This window comes from Nocardiopsis sp. NPDC058631 (assembly GCF_042716955.1).
GTDB lineage: Bacteria > Actinomycetota > Actinomycetes > Streptosporangiales > Streptosporangiaceae > Nocardiopsis.
The window spans coordinates 26706-45427 of record NZ_JBHXQY010000008.1 but is presented as its reverse complement, the minus strand read 5'-3'; the positions used below and the strand labels follow the sequence as shown (position 1 = coordinate 45427).

At 64.8% G+C, this 18722-nt stretch carries 15 protein-coding genes, 3 pseudogenes and 1 other annotated feature; of the genes and pseudogenes, 8 read left to right on the top strand and 10 right to left on the bottom strand.

Annotation, left to right across the window (positions count from 1 at the left end; genetic code table 11):
• Positions 1 to 128 precede the first annotated feature (128 nt).
• Positions 129 to 602: a helix-turn-helix domain-containing protein gene (locus ACFWTE_RS04955; protein ID WP_378778014.1), complete on the top strand. Its 474-nt coding sequence runs from the start codon at positions 129 to 131 to the stop codon at positions 600 to 602.
• Here ACFWTE_RS04955 and ACFWTE_RS04950 read toward each other — a convergent pair.
• A complete protein-coding gene (locus ACFWTE_RS04950) occupies positions 548 to 2662 on the bottom strand; it encodes a hypothetical protein (protein WP_378778013.1) in 2115 nt (704 codons plus the stop codon). The genes ACFWTE_RS04955 and ACFWTE_RS04950 overlap by 55 nt on opposite strands.
• Positions 2663 to 3533: 871 nt before the next feature.
• Between ACFWTE_RS04950 and ACFWTE_RS04945 the strand changes: the two genes are divergently transcribed.
• Positions 3534 to 5399: a DNA/RNA non-specific endonuclease gene (locus tag ACFWTE_RS04945; RefSeq protein ID WP_378778012.1), complete on the top strand. Its 1866-nt coding sequence runs from the start codon at positions 3534 to 3536 to the stop codon at positions 5397 to 5399.
• A 57-nt stretch (positions 5400 to 5456) separates the two neighbouring features.
• On the opposite strand, the pseudogene ACFWTE_RS04940 reads toward ACFWTE_RS04945, so the two are convergent.
• Positions 5457 to 5746, bottom strand: a pseudogene (locus tag ACFWTE_RS04940) (IS5/IS1182 family transposase); the annotation flags it as partial.
• Between ACFWTE_RS04940 and ACFWTE_RS04935 the strand changes: the two are divergent.
• Complete coding sequence (locus ACFWTE_RS04935; RefSeq protein ID WP_378778011.1) at positions 5709 to 6287, top strand: hypothetical protein; 579 nt, start codon at positions 5709 to 5711, stop codon at positions 6285 to 6287. The pseudogene ACFWTE_RS04940 and the gene ACFWTE_RS04935 sit on opposite strands and share 38 nt — an antisense overlap.
• Here ACFWTE_RS04935 and ACFWTE_RS04930 read toward each other — a convergent pair.
• Positions 6272 to 6607 (bottom strand): hypothetical protein, encoded by a 336-nt coding sequence (locus ACFWTE_RS04930; protein WP_378778010.1) that lies wholly within the window; start codon positions 6605 to 6607, stop codon positions 6272 to 6274. The genes ACFWTE_RS04935 and ACFWTE_RS04930 overlap by 16 nt on opposite strands.
• Positions 6608 to 6982: 375 nt before the next feature.
• Here ACFWTE_RS04930 and ACFWTE_RS04925 point away from each other — a divergent pair, with 375 nt between their 5' ends.
• A complete protein-coding gene (locus ACFWTE_RS04925; protein ID WP_378778009.1) occupies positions 6983 to 7927 on the top strand; it encodes an SDR family oxidoreductase in 945 nt (314 codons plus the stop codon).
• A gap of 291 nt (positions 7928 to 8218) precedes the next feature.
• Here ACFWTE_RS04925 and ACFWTE_RS04920 read toward each other — a convergent pair whose 3' ends face one another.
• From ACFWTE_RS04920 to ACFWTE_RS04895, 6 genes and pseudogenes are all read right to left on the bottom strand, one after another.
• Positions 8219 to 9310, bottom strand: coding sequence for a hypothetical protein (locus ACFWTE_RS04920; RefSeq protein ID WP_378778008.1), 1092 nt, complete (start codon positions 9308 to 9310; stop codon positions 8219 to 8221).
• The gene (locus ACFWTE_RS04915) at positions 9238 to 10011 is read right to left on the bottom strand and encodes a transposase (protein WP_378778007.1); all 774 of its coding nucleotides are present in this window, start codon (positions 10009 to 10011) and stop codon (positions 9238 to 9240) included. Before ACFWTE_RS04915 ends, ACFWTE_RS04920 begins: the two co-directional genes overlap by 73 nt.
• A gap of 346 nt (positions 10012 to 10357) precedes the next feature.
• A pseudogene (locus tag ACFWTE_RS04910) lies at positions 10358 to 10462 on the bottom strand (hypothetical protein); the annotation flags it as partial.
• 195 nt (positions 10463 to 10657) lie between these two features.
• A complete protein-coding gene (locus tag ACFWTE_RS04905; protein WP_378778006.1) occupies positions 10658 to 11497 on the bottom strand; it encodes a hypothetical protein in 840 nt (279 codons plus the stop codon).
• A gap of 51 nt (positions 11498 to 11548) precedes the next feature.
• Positions 11549 to 11848 (bottom strand): trypco2 family protein, encoded by a 300-nt coding sequence (locus ACFWTE_RS04900; protein ID WP_378778064.1) that lies wholly within the window; start codon positions 11846 to 11848, stop codon positions 11549 to 11551.
• Between the two features lie 696 nt (positions 11849 to 12544).
• Complete coding sequence (locus tag ACFWTE_RS04895) at positions 12545 to 13246, bottom strand: AAA family ATPase (RefSeq protein ID WP_378778005.1); 702 nt, start codon at positions 13244 to 13246, stop codon at positions 12545 to 12547.
• A gap of 296 nt (positions 13247 to 13542) precedes the next feature.
• Between ACFWTE_RS04895 and ACFWTE_RS04890 the strand changes: the two genes are divergently transcribed.
• Together ACFWTE_RS04890 and ACFWTE_RS04885 are read left to right on the top strand one after the other, a co-directional pair.
• Positions 13543 to 14598 (top strand): polymorphic toxin-type HINT domain-containing protein, encoded by a 1056-nt coding sequence (locus ACFWTE_RS04890; RefSeq protein WP_378778004.1) that lies wholly within the window; start codon positions 13543 to 13545, stop codon positions 14596 to 14598.
• Positions 14599 to 14609: 11 nt separating this feature from the next.
• A complete protein-coding gene (locus ACFWTE_RS04885; protein ID WP_378778003.1) occupies positions 14610 to 14990 on the top strand; it encodes a CPCC family cysteine-rich protein in 381 nt (126 codons plus the stop codon).
• Positions 14991 to 15690: 700 nt separating this feature from the next.
• On the opposite strand, the gene ACFWTE_RS04880 is transcribed toward ACFWTE_RS04885, so the two are convergent.
• Entirely contained in the window at positions 15691 to 16065 is a 375-nt protein-coding gene (locus ACFWTE_RS04880) for a hypothetical protein (protein ID WP_378778002.1), read from the bottom strand.
• A 574-nt stretch (positions 16066 to 16639) separates the two neighbouring features.
• Here ACFWTE_RS04880 and ACFWTE_RS04875 point away from each other — a divergent pair.
• Together ACFWTE_RS04875 and ACFWTE_RS04870 are read left to right on the top strand one after the other, a co-directional pair.
• Positions 16640 to 17867 (top strand): annotated as a pseudogene (locus ACFWTE_RS04875) (IS3 family transposase).
• Positions 16918 to 17031, top strand: a sequence feature (AL1L pseudoknot). Its footprint overlaps the pseudogene before it by 114 nt.
• 270 nt (positions 17868 to 18137) lie before the next feature.
• Entirely contained in the window at positions 18138 to 18464 is a 327-nt protein-coding gene (locus ACFWTE_RS04870) for a hypothetical protein (protein WP_378778001.1), read from the top strand.
• The last annotated feature ends 258 nt before the right edge of the window (positions 18465 to 18722 follow it).

Genomic DNA, 18722 nt, shown 5'->3' with positions numbered 1-18722 from the left:
GCGTCGGGAACAGCACGTGATCTGACGACTTGCTGGTACTCAGCCTGAACTCGTGGTGTCCGCCGGCTGGTGACGTGTCGTGATCCTCGCGGTATCGAGGACCTAGGAGATACGCGCAAGGGGGCGGATTGACGCCCAGAGAGCAGGTACAGCGGGAGCGGCCGCGTTTGGAGGCGGCTGGGCGGTTCGCGCGCGGTGAGAAGACCGAGGCCACCACGAGGGAGCTGCGGGTGACGCCGGGGTCGGTGCGACGCCGGTGGCGCGTGTGGGAACAGGGCGGCACGGACGCGCTGCGCTCGAAGGGCCCGGTCTCGGCCGAACGGCTGAGATCGGGACAGCGGGAGCGCCTGGGAAGGGAACTCGGGAGCGGTCCGCCTGCGCGCGGCTGGAGCGATGAGTCCCAGGGGTGGACGCTCACACGGGTCAAGCTGTTGGATCCGGCCGGGGGGTCTGGCCGCTGCTCAAGCGGTATCTGGTCGACGGCTGTCTCCTGCCCATCGGCCTGGCCATGGAACCCGGCACGCTCACGCCATCGGACACCACGAGTTCAAGCTGAGCAGTCCCGTACACCTTCGCCGGGCCACGCGTGGTGTATCCGCTGAATCACCCAGTCATCCATGAGCCGGTCGCCAGGCTCGGGGCAGGTGTCCGGCTTGGCGACTCCCCAGTCGCGGCGAAGCTGTTCCTCAACGAGCTTGTCGAACTTGGAACTTCCCCGGAGGCAACGTAGATCGGGGTCGACTATCAAGAGCTCGGAAGGACGATAGTGTTCACACACCGAGGGGTGCAGGGCATCGCGCATGACGTCCACCACTTTGGAGATCGCGGCCTCCTTGTCCCCGGTCATGGTCACACCGCTGTCGCAGAACGGTTCGACTTCCCGTACAGCACACAGGCATGCTTGGTTGTACAGCTCGTTTCCTTGCGGTGGTGGCTTCTTCCAGAGCTCTTTGGCTGCAGATCCGCACGGCTCCGGAACGCGGCCGAGCGCCAGATCGATGCGCGCGTCTATGCCCTGCTTCAGTACCTCGATGCTTCGTCTCATGATCTTGTTCCTGGCCACCATTTTTTCGTTGTGGTAGCTCTCGGCATTGAGTGTCCCGTGCCGCCTCCTTTCCTTGTTGAGTATGCCCTCATAAACCATTTTCGGCCAAGATTGATGTTTCTCGGCTCCAAGGGCTTCTGATCTCGCAACATGCAGCAGCACCAGCCGAATCCGACGCACATGATCTCCGGATGGATCACCCCCGGGATCCGCGACGAACTCCTGTTCGTTGGGGAACTCAGCAGTGGAGTTCGACACAGGCACAGGCAATGTCCCTTCCATCGGATAGATTCCTGCCCTCCTGAGGGCGTGGAAAATATCCTGCCGATCCGCCTCTGTCGTCCTCTCCCACACGTTCGCAAAATCGTAGTTCGCGATCATTTTGAGTAGAACCACCATGCGGTACTGGCTCCGTTCGAACGGCTCCTGCCGGAACTGAGCACGGTTCAGGGCGTGCAGGCGTAATGCCTTGACGTGTTCTCCCTCAAGCTCGTACAGAGATGCCAGTTCATAGCGGACCACACCCGCGACACGCCGTGAGGACGCGACTCTTTCGAGGCGCTCAATGCACCTGCGGCGTTCTTCACGGATCGGATCGTAGTCGTGAGCGTAGTCGCGATCTTCGCCGTCTCGACACCTCCAGCAGCTGAAGGGAGACTTCACGGTCAGGTAGGCAGATAGATCCTCGCCGTCGAACCTCGCCCTGGCCCACTCGCGGGTCGATGGATCGTTCAGAAAGATACGGGAAGCAACGAAACCTGCTACCCGTGTGGCTGCCGAGTCCGCACGAAGGGGCGGCAGCGTGATCTGGTGTTCGCTCTTGCCGGTGATGTTCTCGTACACATCGACGGTAACCGATATCAGGCGCTCCCTGCTCGATGCCGGTGTGTCCTTGTCCGGCCCGGGTTCGGTACTTTCGTGCGCCCGCACACGCACCGTGTAGGACGGTATGATCACTATCCTGGCGAACAGTCTGGTCAAGGCCGAGACCAGTTTGTTGCCCTTGATGTCACTGCTCTCGACGATGGTCGCGACGGCTTCTCCCGGTTCTCCTCCTGGTTTCCACGCGGGCGTGACCACCTCGATCGCCGGAAGCAGTAATCGTAGTTCGTTGAGAACCAACTTGGTTGCTTCGTTGTCTTCGGCGTCCGTTTCGGCGACATGTACGTTTGGCCCCTTTGACGCGATGCGTTCCAGCCACAGATAACCCAAGGCGAGTGTGATCAATGTGGCGGCGGCCCAACCCCCTTGAGGGGTTCCATCGAGCCATGTGGGATCTCCCCTGGGCCACGACGGCCAAAATACCCACAAGCCACCCACCGCGAATATGAAGAAGGCAGAGATACGCAGGCAACGCCGACCGAAGGCTTCCGATACTCCCAATAAGAGGAGAAATGCTGCCACCAGCAGGCCGCCAACGAGGAAACGTCCGGCCCATACCCCGGGTACGGGCCACAACAGCAAAGCGAGGGCAAATGACACTATCCAAACCGGCGGGATGGTCAGGGCGACAAAACTCTTTCTGCCAGTTTCCTGAAATATTTCTGGGATGACGGCCCAGGAGGTCAGTAGAATCAGAATGCTGAGCAGGGCAGCGACGATCAGGGTGGTTTCCATCGTCTCCCCCAGGGACGGCTGCTGATCTCAAGGCCATGGAAACGTAAAGACACTACCGACTTCCAGGTCATGAGGGCTGGCGGCCCTCACTGATCCCTGGTCCAATCGTAACGACCTTCGGTGGACCACTCAAGCCAATTGCCCAATAATATGCGTCCTTGGTGGAAACTATTGTTTTGCTTTTATATATGTTTTTGAGAACCGAGAACAGTGTCACGTCTGGTTGGTGAAACCGCTTGACCCGCGGATGCGATGGTGGGCGTACGGATGCTGCGGTGGTGGCCACCGTGACGTCAGCCGCCAAAGAAGTGCCGGATCCGGTAACCAACAGCGTCCGGGGATACGTCCGCCCTTGCGGCCATGACGGACGTCGCCGAGCGGGGCCCTGGAGGAGACGGCGCTCATGCCGTCCGCCGACGCCGAGGAAGAGGGTCACGATCCCCTCTGGTTCCCCGTGACACCAGGCGATCTAGGTGTGGGAGTAGGACACCACGGCGGTGATCACCGCTGACATCGACCCGGCGGAGATGATTACCCAGCAGGACCAACGGGAAGAACCCGGTGCAGGTCAGCACCCATCCAGAGCGAAGAACGCGGACGGGGCGACGGCATGTGCCAGAAGCTCGTCCCACCCTCCTACGAGGGTGGAGGCCATGGGGGACCTCAGCCGTCACCACACGCAGTGTGAGCCGTGTCTGCAGCGGTTCGTTGTGACAAGGTCTACCGCTCATTACTGACGCCGGACCCAAATGTATGCCGCGTGCGGAATGCACGGTGCGGGCCCGACAGCGGTAAACCCCGCCCATCCCGCTTTCCATGACCGAGCAACGTAAGATATCGGTTCCGCGGGGAGAAGAGGGAGAACTTTTCCATGGCCACCGAGAAGCAGAACGCCTCCTCCAAGGACACCAGCTCCGGGCAGAGCGAACTCCTCACCTCCTTGCGCACGTTCGTACGCACCCGCGGGGCAGACTATTTGCGGGACCCCAACGTCTCGTCCGTCGGTATCGGCTACAAGGAAAAGGACGGCCGGCAACAAGGGGAGATCGCACTCCAGTTCACCGTCGATCACAAGGCCCAACCCGAAGCCCTGGAGGCCCTGGGAACCACGATGCTGCCGGAGTCGGTGGTGGTGGACGGCGTCGAGGTGCCCACCGACGTGATCGAGCGCAGCTACGAGTCGCAGTTCAGGGTCGTGGCCCAAGCGCAGAGCCCGCTGCGCAAGAGGCGCCTGGACCCGATCCAGCCGGGTGTGAGCGTCGGACACGTCAACGTCTCAGCGGGCACGATCGGCTGTATGGTCTTCGACCAGCACGACGCCACCCCCTACATCCTGAGCAACTGGCACGTGCTGCACGGCCCCGACGGCGACCTGGGCGAGGACATCGTCCAGCCCGGCCCTCACGATGACAACCGCACCGCCCACAACCGCTTGGGTACGCTGAAGCGCTCCCACCTGGGGGTGGCGGGCGACTGCGCGGTGGCCACGGTCGAGGGCCGCCAGTCCATCCCGCAGCTCGCCGAGCTCGACGTCGTCCCGCAGGAGTTGGGCGAGCCCGGGCTCGGGGACAAGGTCATCAAGAGCGGCCGCACCACCGGCATCACACACGGCGTGGTCCGGCGTATCGACACCCTCGTCAAGCTTGCCTACGGCGGGGATGTGGGTGAGCAGATCATCGGCTGCTTCGAGATCGGCCTGGACCCGGCCCACCTGCCTCATGACGGGGAAGTCAGCCGCGGAGGCGACTCCGGTGCGGTGTGGATGTTCGCCTCCGCCGACGGCCGGCCGGGCACGGTCCTGGCGGGCCTGCACTTCGCCGGCGAGGGCCCGGGCAACCCGGACGAGCACGCACTGGCCTGCCTGGCGAGCTCGGTCTTCGAAAAGCTTCAGATCAGCCTGCAGCCGCCCACGACCGAAGAGGTGGAGGTCCTGGCGGGGTACGACCCCCGCTTCCTGGGCCAACGGGTTGAGACCCCGCAGCTGACCCCCACCATCGATGGCGATGCGGTCCGACTGGACGGGTCGGAGATCATCCCCTACACGCATTTCTCGCTGGCGTTGAGCACATCGCGCCGCTTCGCCCGCTGGGTGGCCTGGAACATCGACGGCGGCTCACTCAAGCGGCTCAGCCGCAGCGGCATTCCCTTCGTCAAAGATGAGCGGCTCCCGGATGGGGTCCAGGTCGGCAACGAGGTGTACAAGGCCAACCGGCTCGACAGGGGGCATATCGCCCGCAGAGCTGACCTGCTCTGGGATGGTCCGGCCGAGGCCAAAAAGGCCAATGTGGATTCGTTCTACTACACCAACATCATGCCGCAGATCGAGGACTTCAACCAGAGCAGCAAGGGCGGGCTGTGGGGGCGGCTTGAGGACGCGGTGTTCGCTGAGGTGGAGGTCGACGACCTCAGGGTGAGTGTGTTCGGCGGGCCGGTCTTCCAAGATGACGACCGGCTGTACCGGGGGGTGCAGATCCCGCGTGAGTACTGGAAGGTCATCGTCTTCTGTGAGCAGGGCGAGCTCAAGAGCACGGCATTCGTGCTGACACAGAACCTCAACCAGATCGAGGCTTTGGAGTTGGATGAGTTCCACGTCTTCCAGGTGATGCTGAGCGAGATCGAGGAGCGCGTGCATCTGCGGTTCCCGGCCGGGTTGCGCCAGGCGGAGACGCTGGTGGTTTCCGAGGCGTTGGGAGAGCGGGAACCGTTGGGGAGCTTGTCCGAGATCCGGTGGAGTTGACCGGGTAGGCAGCAGGGCGGCGTGTGCTCGATGGTGGTGCTCTGCTGAGAGCTCATCTCAAAAGCCGTCAGCATGCTTGGTCAGGTGCTTGTAGTAGATGAGGACGCAGGCGATATCGAGCATGGCCAGGAAGGTGGAGGCCTTGCGCTCCCGCATGTTCAACCTTCGGTAGGAGCCCAGCCAGGTGATGGAGCTCTCGACCTTGTACCGGTGTCGCCCCAGGCGTTGGGAGGACTCGATTCCGGGGCGATGCGCACCCCGATGCCACGTTCGTGCAGCCAGCGGCACCGCTCTCCGGAGTGGTAGGCCTTGCCGCCGTGGAGTTTGGCCGGGCGCCGCCGTGGGCCTCACCGTTTCACGACCGACGTACTCGCGCACCTGCTCGGAGGCGACGGTTCGGAGCGGTCCCTGCGCGTCGCGGCCGCTGAACTCCGTATCGCGCTGAGCCGGCACCCCGACGACGCCTACCTCCGTGCCCTGCTCGCCGGACTCACCGCGACCAGCCAGAGTTTCCGCGACCGTTGGGAGGAGGGGGAGGTCAGCGCTTCGAGGTCCGCGATCAAACAGATGCACCACCCGACCTACGGGTGGACCCGCTTCGAGATCGAGGTGCTCCACGACCCTGAGCGGGACCACTGGATCATGCTCGACACACCTCATGACGACGAGTCGTCAGCCCTCCGCGCCGGACAGGCCGGTGGGCCCGCGCACGTATCGCCGGGCGGTCGTGGTGCCCCTATCGAAACCGGCCGGGCCCCGGGCGGGCGGCTCGCCCTCACTCAGGCGTTCGTCTCATGCCGGAGCCCGGGGGTTACGCGTCTCACCGTGCCGCCGCTCCACACCGCGGGCGCACGGACACCTCCGGTCCCGGGTCAGCGGAGTGTCTGAGCGCCGATGACCGACAGCACCTGGAGCTTCTCGTAGCCCTCGGTGCCGGGGAGGGCGGTGTAGACCCTCAGATGGTGGGCCTGGCCGGGGTCGACCAGCCGCTGGCAGTTCAGCTCCAGCGCGCCGACCTCGGGGTGGACGAAGTGCTTGACCTCGTGGGGACGTATCCCGATCTCCTGGTCGTCCCACCCCCGCTGGAACTCCTTGCGCCGCAGCCCGTCGGTCCTGCGATGCTGCCCGCGCGGCAGGCCGACGTCCTCCGGTTGCAGTGCCTGACGCCGGTCGCTGAGGAACTCCGCCAGCCCGGTGCGATCGATCACGACGCCCCTTTCGAGTGCTGCCTCGTTTGCGCTGCCTTGTCTACCGCTTGCGGACGGGAGTGGCCACGACCCGCCGATCTCCCGATACGGAGCGCCGGGGCGGCCTGGCGAGCCTGTGATCGGGAGGTCCTGGATAGGTCCGTGCCGTCCAACGAGGATTGACGCCAAGGCCCGAGCGGGACCAGGGGAGGCACGGGGGCGTGTCGTCGCCGACCGCCCCGGACCGATGGTGGGCGACCGCGATCGACGCCTTCGACGGTCTCGGCATCGCGGTCGCCCGCACCGGAGCCACCCGCGCGGTCGGAGGGTTCCGCGTCTCCCCGGCGACGAGAGCACGCCGGCGCAGCCACAGCCACCAGATGAAGGAGCAGGACCATGCCACGTGGACCCATCGACATCACCGTGCCGGATCTGACCGGAAAACGCGCCGTCGTCACCGGCGCGAGCGACGGGATGGGGCTGGGGATAGCCAGGCGGCTGGCCGAAGCGGGCGCCGAGGTGATCATCCCCGTGCGCAACCTGCGCAAGGGCGAGGCCGCGATCGCCAAGATCCGGCACGCGGCACCCGGCGCGGACGTCTCGCTGCGCAGCCTCGACCTGTCCTCCCTCGACTCGGTCGCGGCCCTGGGCGACGCCCTGCGTGAGGAGGGCAGGCCGATCCACCTTTTGATCAACAACGCCGGCGTGATGAGGCCACCGAACCGGCAGACCACGGCCGACGGTTACGAGATCCAGTTCGGCACCAACCATCTCGGCCACTTCGCCCTGGTGGGCCGCCTCCTCCCGCTGCTGCGCGCCGGCCGGGCACGGGTGACCTCGCAGATCAGCATCGCCGCGCGCCGTGGCGCCATCAACTGGGACGACCTGAACTGGGAGCGCTCCTACCACGTGATGCGCGCCTACGGCCAGTCCAAGATCGCGTTCGGGCTCTTCGGCCTCGAACTGGAACGGCGCAGCAAGGCTCACGGGTGGGGCATCACCAGCAACCTGTCCCACCCCGGGGTGGCTCCGACCAACCTCCTGGCCGCCCGCCCCGAGATCGGCCGCAGCGAGGACACCCCCTACATCCGCCGGATCCGCGCCCTGTCGGCCCGCGGGATCCTGGCGGGCACAGTCGAGACGGCGAAGCTGCCCGCGCTGATGGCCGCGACCGACCCTGACGCCAAGCAGGGAGCGCTCTACAGCCCCAGCGGTTTCGGGAGGCTGGGCGGTCCGCCGTCCGAACAGCGGCTGTACCCGCCGCTGCGCGGCGAGGAGGAGGCCGCGCGCGTCTGGCGGGCCTCGGAACAACTGACCAAGGTCTCCTTCCCCGCCTCCTGACCGTCGCCCGCACGACCACCTCACAACTGACGGAGACCGCATGAGTGCTGCCGCCCCCGCCCGTCCAGACCCAGGAACCCCTGGTGGGTGGTCGTCGGCAGCGGTACCGCCAACGCCGTCGGCCCCCCGATGTACCTGGCCACCATCGGCCTGTTCGTACTGCCGATCGTCGAGGAGACCGGATTCAGCCGCACGACCGTCACCGGGCCGTCACAGGCCCGGAGACCACGGCCCCACCCCGTGCCCCAGGCCGGACCCTGTGGGCACACCTCTGAGCCGAGCGGACGGCCATCACCAGTCCACCAGCCCTCCGAGGAGAGACCTCATGATCGAGCAGAACCCGTGGCCGACGGAACGGGCGGGACGGTCGACCGTCCTGGCCCAGTTCGGCCAGGCCCGAACCGACCTGATGCGGTGGGCCCTGATCACCGGCGACGTGCTCGCCGACGCGGTCGTCGCCGAGATGCACCAGATCGGGATGAAGCAGGCCAGACCAGTGCTGAGTAGAGGCATTCGGGAGGGCCTGGACTCCCTCACCGGTCGGCCGATCAGGCGCACCGGCACCGAGTAGCGGTTGGTGCGGACGCTGATCTGGCTGTGCCGGTCCACCCGTAGCGAGAAGCAGCGTCCGGTCTCGAAGGGCTCGTCGGGCAGCGGGCTGAGCAGCGGACGTTCGATGGCGAAATGCTCACCAATGGTGCGGGTGCGCGAGCGGATCCGGCGGGCCTCGTCTTCTTCGTCCCAGAGCTCCACCATCTGGTTCAGCTCGGCCAGGGAGGCGACCTCGGGCACCGGGACGAAGTGGTTACGGCGAAACCATCCGATCTGGCCCTCCACTCCGCCCTTCTCGTGGGCGCCCTTGATCCCTGGGCGGCAGTAGAAGCTCTCGATGCCGTAGTGGGAGCGAAACGCCGTCCACCGCTCGGTCTCCACCCGTTGGCGGGCGAACCCCAGAATCCGGGCGACCGCGGCCTTGAGGTTGTCGTAGCGGATCTTGCCGAAGGGCACCCCGCCCAGCACATCGAACGCGTGGGCATGGCCTTCGAAGAACGCCTCTTGGCCGCAGGAGAGGAAGACGCGATGCACTGCCTTCTCTGCGCCGGGGAGGTGGGTCTGGGTGATGAACGCTTCCACTGGTCCGCGACCGGCTTCGATGCGGATCTGCGGGCGCCGTTCGGCGACGTAGCGGCGCACGATCCCGTAGGACAGGTCGGTGGCCTCGTGTTCGTCGAGGAGGCGGTCGAAGATCCTTTGACAGGTGTGGTGCTGCTTGCGGTGGGCGTCCAGGTCCGCGCGCAGCATCGCGTCGATCAGCGGCTTGTAGGTGTCGAGCCGGGTCGGGCGCGGGGGCAGTTTCTTACTTCGGGCGGGCTCATGATCCATCCCGCCACCTTGCGTGTTCGAGGCGGCTTGGAGCCGGCGGGTTGGGCGAGGGTGCGTTTGGTGTGCAGGTACGCGCGCACCATCCCGTACCCGCCGGGGTAGCCGTGTTCGCGAACCTCCTCGAACAGCTTCCAGGCGTTGGTGCATCCCTCATCCCACCGTTGATCGAGGTAGGGCTTGAAGGGGTCCACCTTGCTGGGCCGGTTCTGCCACTGGCCGCGAAACAGCTCCTCCGGTCTCTTGGCATGGGTGTAGCGGACCACGGTGCTGGTGCCCATGCCCAGGTGGCGGCAGATCGAGCGGATGCTGTGACCCTTGGCCCGCAGATCGTGGATAGCGGCGTGGGTCTCCCGAACCCGGTCGGCGAACCGGTGACCGGTGGGCCAAGGCGAGACGGGAGCGGCCTCAGGGTCCGCCTCCTCCTCGACGGGATCGGGCTCCTGCTCGGGTTGTGTCGGGGTGGAGTGCAGGCAGGTGCGGTGAGCGGACACGCAGCGCTCGACGGCCTGGCCGAGGTTGTGCCACAGGTGCCACCAGTCGGCGACCTGCACCGCTTGGGGTGCCCCTTGATCGGCGGCCTCGGCGTAGAAAGTGGCCCGGTCCCGGCAGAGGACCTTGATGCCCGGGTGTTGGCGCAGCCAGGCGGCGACCGTGTGTCTCCTTCTCGGGGAGCAGGTCCACGGGGCGGTGGGTTTCGACATTGATCAGTACTGTGCCGTAGACACTCCCCTTACGCAGGGCGAACTCGTCCACCCCGACCACGCGCACCTGAGGTGGGGCAGGGTCAGGCAGCGCGGAGACCCGTCGCAGGATGGTGCTGCGGCTGGCGGGGACGGCCAGGTGAGAGCCCAACAGGCGTGCGGCGGCGCGTCCGGCCAGGGCCAGCCCGGTCGAGGCCAGCAGGGTCCTGAGTCGTTCGGTCCAGCGGCTGTGGCGGCGTGTCAGGCCGGGTACCTGCTCAACGAAGGTTCGCCGAGCGCACTCCGTGGTCGGGCACAGGAACCGGCGCACGAGCAACCGCAGCCGCACCGCCAGCCCTGCGGTGGGCAGGTCGGCGGGGTGGCGCCAGTAGGTGCCGTGAACGCGCGGCGAGAAGTGGGAGCAGCCGGGGCAGTGGGCCCCGTCGCCGAGCGTTCTCGCCTCGATCGACATCGAGTTTTCCGTGGTCTCCACGTTGGTGACCGTGATGTCGACGGTTTCGGGGAACAGTGCCTGGGTGAGCCAGGAGCAGACCTTGTCCATGAGGTTCGAGGTTGTCGGCCCGGCACCGGCGGTGTGGTGAATTCCAGCAAATCACCACCAACGGTCACGTTGTGTGACTGCTCCACTGAAACTGAGCCAGAACCGCTAGACACGAACAGAACCATCCACCACCACCAGCAACGGGGCCCTGGTGTCCTGGAGCAGTTTCAGTTCGTCGGCGGTGGCGCTGCCGGTGAGCCACAGGGTGGCCCAGCGGCGCACTTGGCTGTCGGGACGAGTCAGGCGTGTGGTGAGTTCGTGAGCCAGGTGGGCGAGCTCGACCGGCTCCAACACCCGGGACACGCCGTGCTCGGCCAGCATTGCCCGGAAGGCGGTGTCGTGGTGCAGCACGTAGGCGGGAACGACCTCCAGGGCGGCGTGGTCGCGGTGTTCGAGGTCGGCGGCCACCACACCCACCAGCAGCTCACCGTCGCCGCATCGCATCACGGCCCCGGACAGGCCCGCCCACAGCGAACGCCGCCGCCCGGCCTGCTCCCTGATCTCGTGGGGTTGCCAGCGGGGCGGGTGGGCGCTCAGGTCCATCACGTGCCGGTGGTTGACGAAGTGGCTACCCGGGGCCACCGTGCCCACCAACTGTGCGGTCTCCGCGGCCCGACCTGGCCGTTGCACCAAGTCGGGAAACCCCCACACCTCACACGGGGTACCGGGGGTCGTGGTGACCAACCGCCCCCACATGGTGGCCACCGCACGCTCGACCCAGCCGTGATCGGTGACGTGGACCAGAGCGGCGTCGTCGTGCCCTTTCGGGGTGCCATGCCAGATGACCTGGCCGGTATAGGGCCGGTGGTCGGTAGCGGTGCTTACTTCCACCTGGCCACCCATCTCGGGGGCCAGGTGGGCGCTGATCAGCACCAGGCGTGGGGCGATGAGGTACCCCGACCCGCAGCTGTGTGGGGTGGTGATGCGTTGGGCGGTGTCCAACATGTACTCCGGTCACTGACACAGAACCAACACCCCAGAGGGGATGAGGGTGTCCTAACGGGTGAAGGCCGGGGGAGGGGCGTCCTCACCGGTGCCGGGGCGGGTGCTGTTGATGGCCACGTCGCCGCCGGGGTGGGCGGCGTTGTGCGGGGTAAGGGTGAAGGCGACCTTGTGGGTGCTGGTGCGCCCGCCCCCGGCTTCGACATCGCCGGTGGTGATCCAGGCTGAGAAGCCGCCTTTGGCCTTGGCGTCGGCGCGGAACTGGACCTCGAATTCCATCTGGATGGGGCCGACCTTGAATGTCAAGTCCTGGTCTTTGGCCTGTTCAGTGGCCTGGGTGAATTTGTTGCGCAGGGTCTGGACGGCGTCGGCAAGGCGTAGTTCCGCACGTACTCCTCGAAAAGGGGGTGGGTTGTATCGGCTGCGGGGTCTTCACGATCGCAGAGCCGGTACAGGGCCTTGGGTGGTCACACGTGGGTTTGACCGTATGTGGCCATACCGTAGCTCTTGGTCTGCCACCATCGGGGGTGTGGGGCTGAAGATGGCACAGGAGGCAGTGGAACGAATGGTGCGGCTGCTGCTTCTCGACGTTGGAGGGGTTCACTTTCACGTGAGGAGAGAGCTGGTTGTGGGGTCTGGTGTTGATCCCACCTCGGTCTCCCCCTGGACCCATCGGCAAGACGACTCGGCCAGGTCACACCCGGCACAAGACACATCAATCACGAACGCTGCGTAGACCCAGCCGGCAAAGGTGCGGATATAGGTGATGTCGGCGAGCCACAACCGGTTGGGCACATCAGCCGCGAAGGAGCGTTTCACCAGGGCCGGGCGGGTACCGGGAGCTGATCCAGGCACGGGGTGGTGCGGGGCCCCGAACAAAGAGTGGAACGCCGCGGCCGCGATTACCCGATCCTTGCGGGATCCGGTGCAAAAAGACTGCCAGTCGTAGCAGTTCCCGATCGATCCCATCGAGGGCACCAGCCCGGACTCCTTGGACCGCCGGCTGAAGGCCCACGACCCGAACCGCGTGAGTTCAACCAGTCGGTGCCACTAGGTATCGGACATCACGATCTCAAGCTGGATAGGGGGTGACTCCATCGCGGTGTGCAGGGGACTACGGGTATCCGCGCAGGGACCGAAACGGATCCAGGCCAGCTCCTGCGCCCGGCGCCGGTCGAGTGCGAGCAGACTGCGCACGCCCGGCGCGAATGCCGTCGGCCCTTGCTGGGTGGCCGAGCGCAGCCGTCGCCAGCGCCGCGAATGCGCTCGGTGGCTGCGCTCGGTCACTCGCCGCCCCCGGGCGTTCTGCCCGTTCCGGGCCTCCTGCGGAGTGGCGTCGATCATCACCACATGCATCTCGTACCGGCGGAGTCGGCAGAGCAGGGCGAGCAGCACGCGGACCGGGCTCCGAGTCCCGCACTCGTGCAGCACCACCGGGCCGCCGCGCAGCGCCGCGGCCATCCGGGCCAGGTGCAGTACGTGCACCACCCAGCGCCACAGTGGGTAGGGGATCCAACCGAGCAATGGTCCCAGCTGGTACCGCGACTGTAGCGAGTCGATCACCCGCACACCCTCCGCGGTGAGCACGGTCCGCTCCTCGTTTTCGCGGAGCCCGAACAACCGCCGCAGCAGGGTGCTCTTCCCGGCCCCGGGTACCCCGGCGACCAGGACCAGGGACCGCCGGGGGTAGATCATGCCGTGCACTGTCGCGTCATTCACCGTGGGCACATACCGCGCCGGCCCTTGGAACATCTTCGGTAGCTCCTCAACGCCGACCTTCGCGCCGGTGAGGCGCGGCTCTACAGTGGCCGCGTCACCAATGTCATGACGCTACCGGGCATCGACGACTCCGAAAAACGCAGGACACGCCAAACCCGGCACGAAACACGGCACGAAACAATCGCCGTCAGACCAGTGGGCAGTACAGGAGCGGTTCGGGCGGTGGTGGTACGACGTACCAGGGCCGGCAGGGTCCGTCGCGGGCTTATCTGGATGCCCAGCGGGAGAAGGAGGAAGCCCAGCAGAAGCTGATCGCGGCCGCGGCGGGGTTGGCGAAGCTGGTCGCCGACGAGTTGGGGATCACGGCCGGCCTGGAGTGCTTCACCACGGGTGATCTGGGGGCGTGCGGGGAGACGGCGCTGAACGTCGCGTCGATGTTCGTGGGTGGTCTGGCCGGCAAGATCGCCATCAAGTACGGGTTGCGGTGGGGCAAGGCAGCGGAGTTGGGTTGTCGGATCGCTGCGCTCGGCGGTGAGCTGATCGACGGTGTCGACGGTCTGATCAAGGCCAACCGCAAGGTCGACAACCTCTGTAACAGCTTCGTTCCGGGGACCAGGGTGGTGATGGCCGACGGGTCGACCAAACCCATTGAGGAGGTCGATGTCGGGGAGAAGGTGTTGGCGACCGATCCGGAGACGGGTGAACAGAGCGCGCGGACGGTACTGGCGACGATCATCGGCTCGGGCAGCAAGCACCTGGTGGAGATCACGGTGGGCCCGGCCACCGAACGTGAGGCGGCCGGGGAGGACGCAGGTTCCGAAGCTGAAGGTGAGCAGGCCGAGCAAGCGGGGATCCCGGGGCCGGTCACGGCCGGGGACGTGATCATCGCGACCGATGAGCACCCGTTCTGGGTACCGGATCTGGGGTTGTGGGTTGACGCGGTCGACCTGGCGCCGGGGACGTGGTTGCAGACTTCGTCGGGTACGTGGGTGCAGGTTTCCGCGGTTCAGGCCTGGACGCAGCCGGCGAGGGTCCATAACCTGACCGTGCAGGGCGTCCACACCTACCACGTCGGTACGCGTTCGCTGGACGTCCTCAACCATAACTGTGATTGGACCAGCAGGTCGAACTTGGATAACCATTTCGATAAGCATGGCAGTGACATGGATTATGAATCCAAGGCGGAGTACCAGTACGCTGCTGAAGGCCTTGTTTGTGATTGTGATGGGTTGCGTCCTGGGGTTCGTTCAAAGCGCGACGAAAATACCTCTTATTGCCTGGATGAAGATAGTGGCGAATTCGGCGCCAAAAGCGACAGGGGTATCATTACTTACTTCGGCCCAGATGATCCTGTGGGGTACTATAATAGGCAGCCTGGTACTTGAAATGAGGTCTAATGGTAAGTTTATTTCCCTGCCCATGCTGTGGCTTCAGTGTGCACGAAAATCCCCCTGGCTCCCACGGGGTGTGTCCTGTCTGCTTTTGGGAAGATGATGCTGTGCAACTCCGGTGGCCTAAATTTTCCGGGGGTGCGAATAAGAACTCGCTCTATGATGCTCAGCGTAAGTATGTAGAAATAAAAGCGTCTGACCACAGGTTTGTTGATAAAGTAATAAGTGATTTTTCTTGTCAAGAAAAAGAACCCGGCTGGCGCTTGATTGATTTTTCTATTGATAATTTCGAAGAGTCGAACCGTGGAGGGGAATGGCCGGTTGACAGCGTGAGCCTTTATTGGTGGAGGGATTCTTTTTTGAGGTCATATCGAGATGACTGCTGATTTTTGTTAATGTGGTTGACAAGAATGGTGAGGGTTGCAAGCTCACCGAGTCGATGACCCCGCAGTAGGTGGTGCGTTTGTGTACCAGAAGCAGATGCGCGTTGATCACCTGCTCCAACTCCTCCAGGCTCCAGAGTAAGCGGCTTTCGGATGAGTCGGCCTGGAACGCGGTTCCGGTGTTTCCGCCAGCCCGTTTCTCCAGGTCGCTCTGGTGTGTCCTGGGTTTGGTGGAGCCGTGTGTCGGGATCGCCTCCCGTCACTCACAGGAGCGGGCCGCCGCTGAACCTGGAGCAGCAGGCAACCAGTCGGAGTAGTGACCTGTTGCTGCTCGCACAGGAGACGACTGGCTTGGTCTTCGTGACTGACGCCGCGGGGCGCCGACAGAGCCTGCTGGCACGAAACAAGGCATGGATGGAAGACCTGCTCCCATCGCGGTCCCACCCAGGACCCACCGGCAGGACGACCCTGCTGGACCCTGATCCACTGAGGATCTGAACTGCGGTTTTGTGGCGCACCCGGCAGGATTCGAACCTGTGACCATCGGATTAGAAAAGCTATTTTTTCCGCCTTGCGGGCTCCGTGGAAGATGGTCCCGGTCTCGGAGACTGAAATGCCGCTGCAGTGCCGGCCACCGTCGCTCCTGGAAGAGGCGCGGAGATAGTGATGATTCGTAAAAAGCCCGTAGCCGGTGGAAGTGCGATTACTCATCCAAAAATGACGACCATGAGGAGTCCCTTATTTCTCCTAGCAGGCGGCGAGACCTGTCTCTCACCACTTCCCACTTTTCTGCGGAAAGCATGGACTCAGGGCTCCATAGTTCGGGGTCGGCGTCAATCAGTCTCGTGAAGAGGTCAAGGATCTCCTCGACTCCCTTTTCAAGGAACTCAGGGAATTCTTCTTCCTCGTCATACGTGACACGACTTTTCACAGCGATGTAGAAGTCTTCCAATTGCAGTACTATCTCGTCCTCTGCGAATCCCGTGCGTCTGATCCACTCGAGTTGGCGTTCCCCGCTCCAGGAGGCCAGCTTGATCGAGAACATGAGGCTTTTCATATTCGGTGTTTTCTCGATCACCGGAACTCCGGGGGAAGGTCATTCCAGTCTGGCCTGCTGTCCACGTATTTCACCCTCCAGTAGGGAACATTTCCATGATGCGCACTCCCGGGATACCAGCAGATCATCGTACCCGACTGAGCCCCATTGGGGCGGTACTCGCGGTAAGTCCAGCCCCGTCCTTCGTTTCGCCCGCGCCCCAAGCCTCCATGGCCCCAGTTTGGGTTTGATTCCATCGCGGACCTAACCCGGTCCACATCAGCGCCCCTGATGATTTCAGGATCGCGCAGAATATCATCCACCTTCTGGATCGAACCGACAGGATCTGCCTCGTTGCGCAGTGCTTCACGCAGGCGTGCGCCGTTGGCGGCGCTGGATGCCCCGCCGGGTCCAACGGCTTGCGGGTCTGCTTCACGAAGGACGGCACTCGGAGCACTGCGGAGCTGCCCAAAACGACTCCAGAGCAGGCTTCCAGCTCCACCCCCCAAGGCTCCAAAGAGTAGGTCCGCTGGTCCGGTGGTCCGGTGGGGCGGCACTGGATGGTGTTTCGTGCCGGGTGTGATGGAGGCTCTCAAACCTGGGAAGGATGTCAGACATGCCAGCACCGAGGAAATACCCCGATGAGCTGCGGCAACGTGCTACCCGCATGGCCGTGGACGCCCGCCGGAACCCGGCCAGCCGCAGCGGCGCCATCGCCCGTATCGCCGATCAGCTGGGCATCAACCGCGAGACCCTACGCAACTGGGTCACCCAGGCCGAGGTGGATGCCGGAGAGCGCCCCGGCACCACCACCGACCAGGCCCAACGCCTGGCCGAGCTCGAACGCGAAGTGCACGAGCTGCGGCGGGCCAACGCCATCCGCAAGTCCGCATCGGCTTTTTTCGCGGCGGAGCTCGACCGCCCACACATCAGGTAAGAGCGTTCATCGACATCCACCAGCAGGAGTTCGGGGTCGAGCCGATCTGTCGCACGCTGCAGGTCGCCCCGTCCACCTACTACGCCACCAAGAGCCGGGCCCCGTCGCTGCGCGCGCACCGATGAGGTCACCACCGCCAAAATCCACCAGGTACACGCTGACAACTACGCCGTGTACGGGGCGCGTAAGGTACGCCGAACTGAACCGCCAAGGCCACCGGGTGGCCCGCTGCACGGACCAACGGCTCATGAAACGGGCCGGGCTACGCGGCATCTCCCGCACCAAGGGGCCCCGCAACACGATGGGATCCCCAGGCCCGGGCACCCGGCCGGACCTGGTGGAGCGAGTGTTCACCGCTGATGCGCCCAACCAGTTGTGGGTCGCTGACATCACCTACATCCGCACCTTCTCCGGTTGGGTCTACGCCGCGTTCGTCATCGACGTGCACTCGCGCCGAGTGGTGGGCTGGCAGGTGGCACGGTCGCTGCGCACCAGCCTGGCGCTGGACGCGTTGGAAATGGCGGTCTGGAACCGGTCCCATGTCGGCCGCCGCATCGATGGTCTGGTCCACCACTCCGACCGAGGAGTGCAGTACCTGGCGGTGCGCTATACCCAACGCCTGGCCGAGGCGGGGGCGGTGGCCTCGGTCGGTACTACCGGCGATTCCTACGACAACGCCCTGGCCGAGGCGTTCAACTCGCTGTTCAAGGCCGAGCTGATCCGTAACCGAGGGCCCTGGAAGGGGTTGGACGAGGTCGAGATCGCGGTGGCTGAGTACATCGACTGGTTCAACCACCGCCGCCCGCACGGCGAGATCGGACTGGTTCCGCCAGCGGAGTTCGAAGACAACTTCTACCGGCAAGAATCCGTGTCAGCACACGACGAAGCGTTGGTTCCGAGCCTCTAAAGAACCCGGCACGAAACAGATGCCGACACCCTGGACCTGTTGGCACTGCCCACGGAGCGGCATCGGTTTCCGGTCCGATCGGCATCAGGATCCCTATCGTGAACCCGACCCTGGTCGATGAACTCCCCCGGCTTCTGGCACGGCGTACGTACGGGTGCGTCTCCTTCGGACAGGAGAACAGACCCGCAGAGGGGCTGTCGAATTGCCCTGACGAGGCTTACTCTGAACCTTCGACGCGCGGCCTAGAAGTGCTGACGAGAAGGGCTTCCTGTGACAAACGAGTATGGCGACGACCCGGTGGTGAGCTCCGTTCCGGGCGCCAGCAGGGGCGCGGCGATCGGCGCGCTCATCGCCAACGTCATCGGCCTGTGCCTGTGCTTCGTTTTCACGATCCCCGGGATCATCCTGGCGACCATCGCGATCGCCCAGGCCGACAACAATCCAAAGGGCTCACGGATCTGTACCCGTGCCGCCTGGATTCTGTTCGCACTCGCCATCCTCGGTTGGCCCGTGCTGTGGTTCGTGGTGTTCGCTCCAGAATCAACGGCCGAGTCGCTGAACGAGTTCTTCAACTTCTTCAACACGCTGCTGTCTTAAGATGCCGAGCCGGTAGGACTCGTCGTCGAGGCGGGGCAGCACGTTGAGGGTCTTGCACAGGCGCCCGAGGTGGGGGATCGCGGACCCGAGCGGGGTGGGGCCGCCATCTCGGAAGAGCACGCGGATGCACGAGCCGGGCACCGGCGTTCTGGTGTTCGGCGCTGGCGCGATGGCCAGGGTCCTTGTCGGCTTTGTCCTGCTCCTGTTCGGCCTTGCCCATGCCACCGATTGTGGTGGGGAAGTCGGGGCTTAACCCCG

Excerpts from the sequence above, each read along its gene's own strand:
- ACFWTE_RS04915 (WP_378778007.1), bottom strand. The coding sequence starts at position 10,011 with ATGTCGAAACCCACCGCCCCGTGGACCTGCTCCCCGAGAAGGAGACAC.
- ACFWTE_RS04885 (WP_378778003.1), top strand. The coding sequence starts at position 14,610 with ATGGTAAGTTTATTTCCCTGCCCATGCTGTGGCTTCAGTGTGCACGAA.
- ACFWTE_RS04895 (WP_378778005.1), bottom strand. The coding sequence starts at position 13,246 with ATGTTCCAAGGGCCGGCGCGGTATGTGCCCACGGTGAATGACGCGACA.
- ACFWTE_RS04920 (WP_378778008.1), bottom strand. The coding sequence starts at position 9,310 with ATGGATCATGAGCCCGCCCGAAGTAAGAAACTGCCCCCGCGCCCGACC.
- ACFWTE_RS04925 (WP_378778009.1), top strand. The coding sequence starts at position 6,983 with ATGCCACGTGGACCCATCGACATCACCGTGCCGGATCTGACCGGAAAA.
- ACFWTE_RS04950 (WP_378778013.1), bottom strand. The coding sequence starts at position 2,662 with ATGGAAACCACCCTGATCGTCGCTGCCCTGCTCAGCATTCTGATTCTA.
- ACFWTE_RS04905 (WP_378778006.1), bottom strand. The coding sequence starts at position 11,497 with ATGTTGGACACCGCCCAACGCATCACCACCCCACACAGCTGCGGGTCG.
- ACFWTE_RS04945 (WP_378778012.1), top strand. The coding sequence starts at position 3,534 with ATGGCCACCGAGAAGCAGAACGCCTCCTCCAAGGACACCAGCTCCGGG.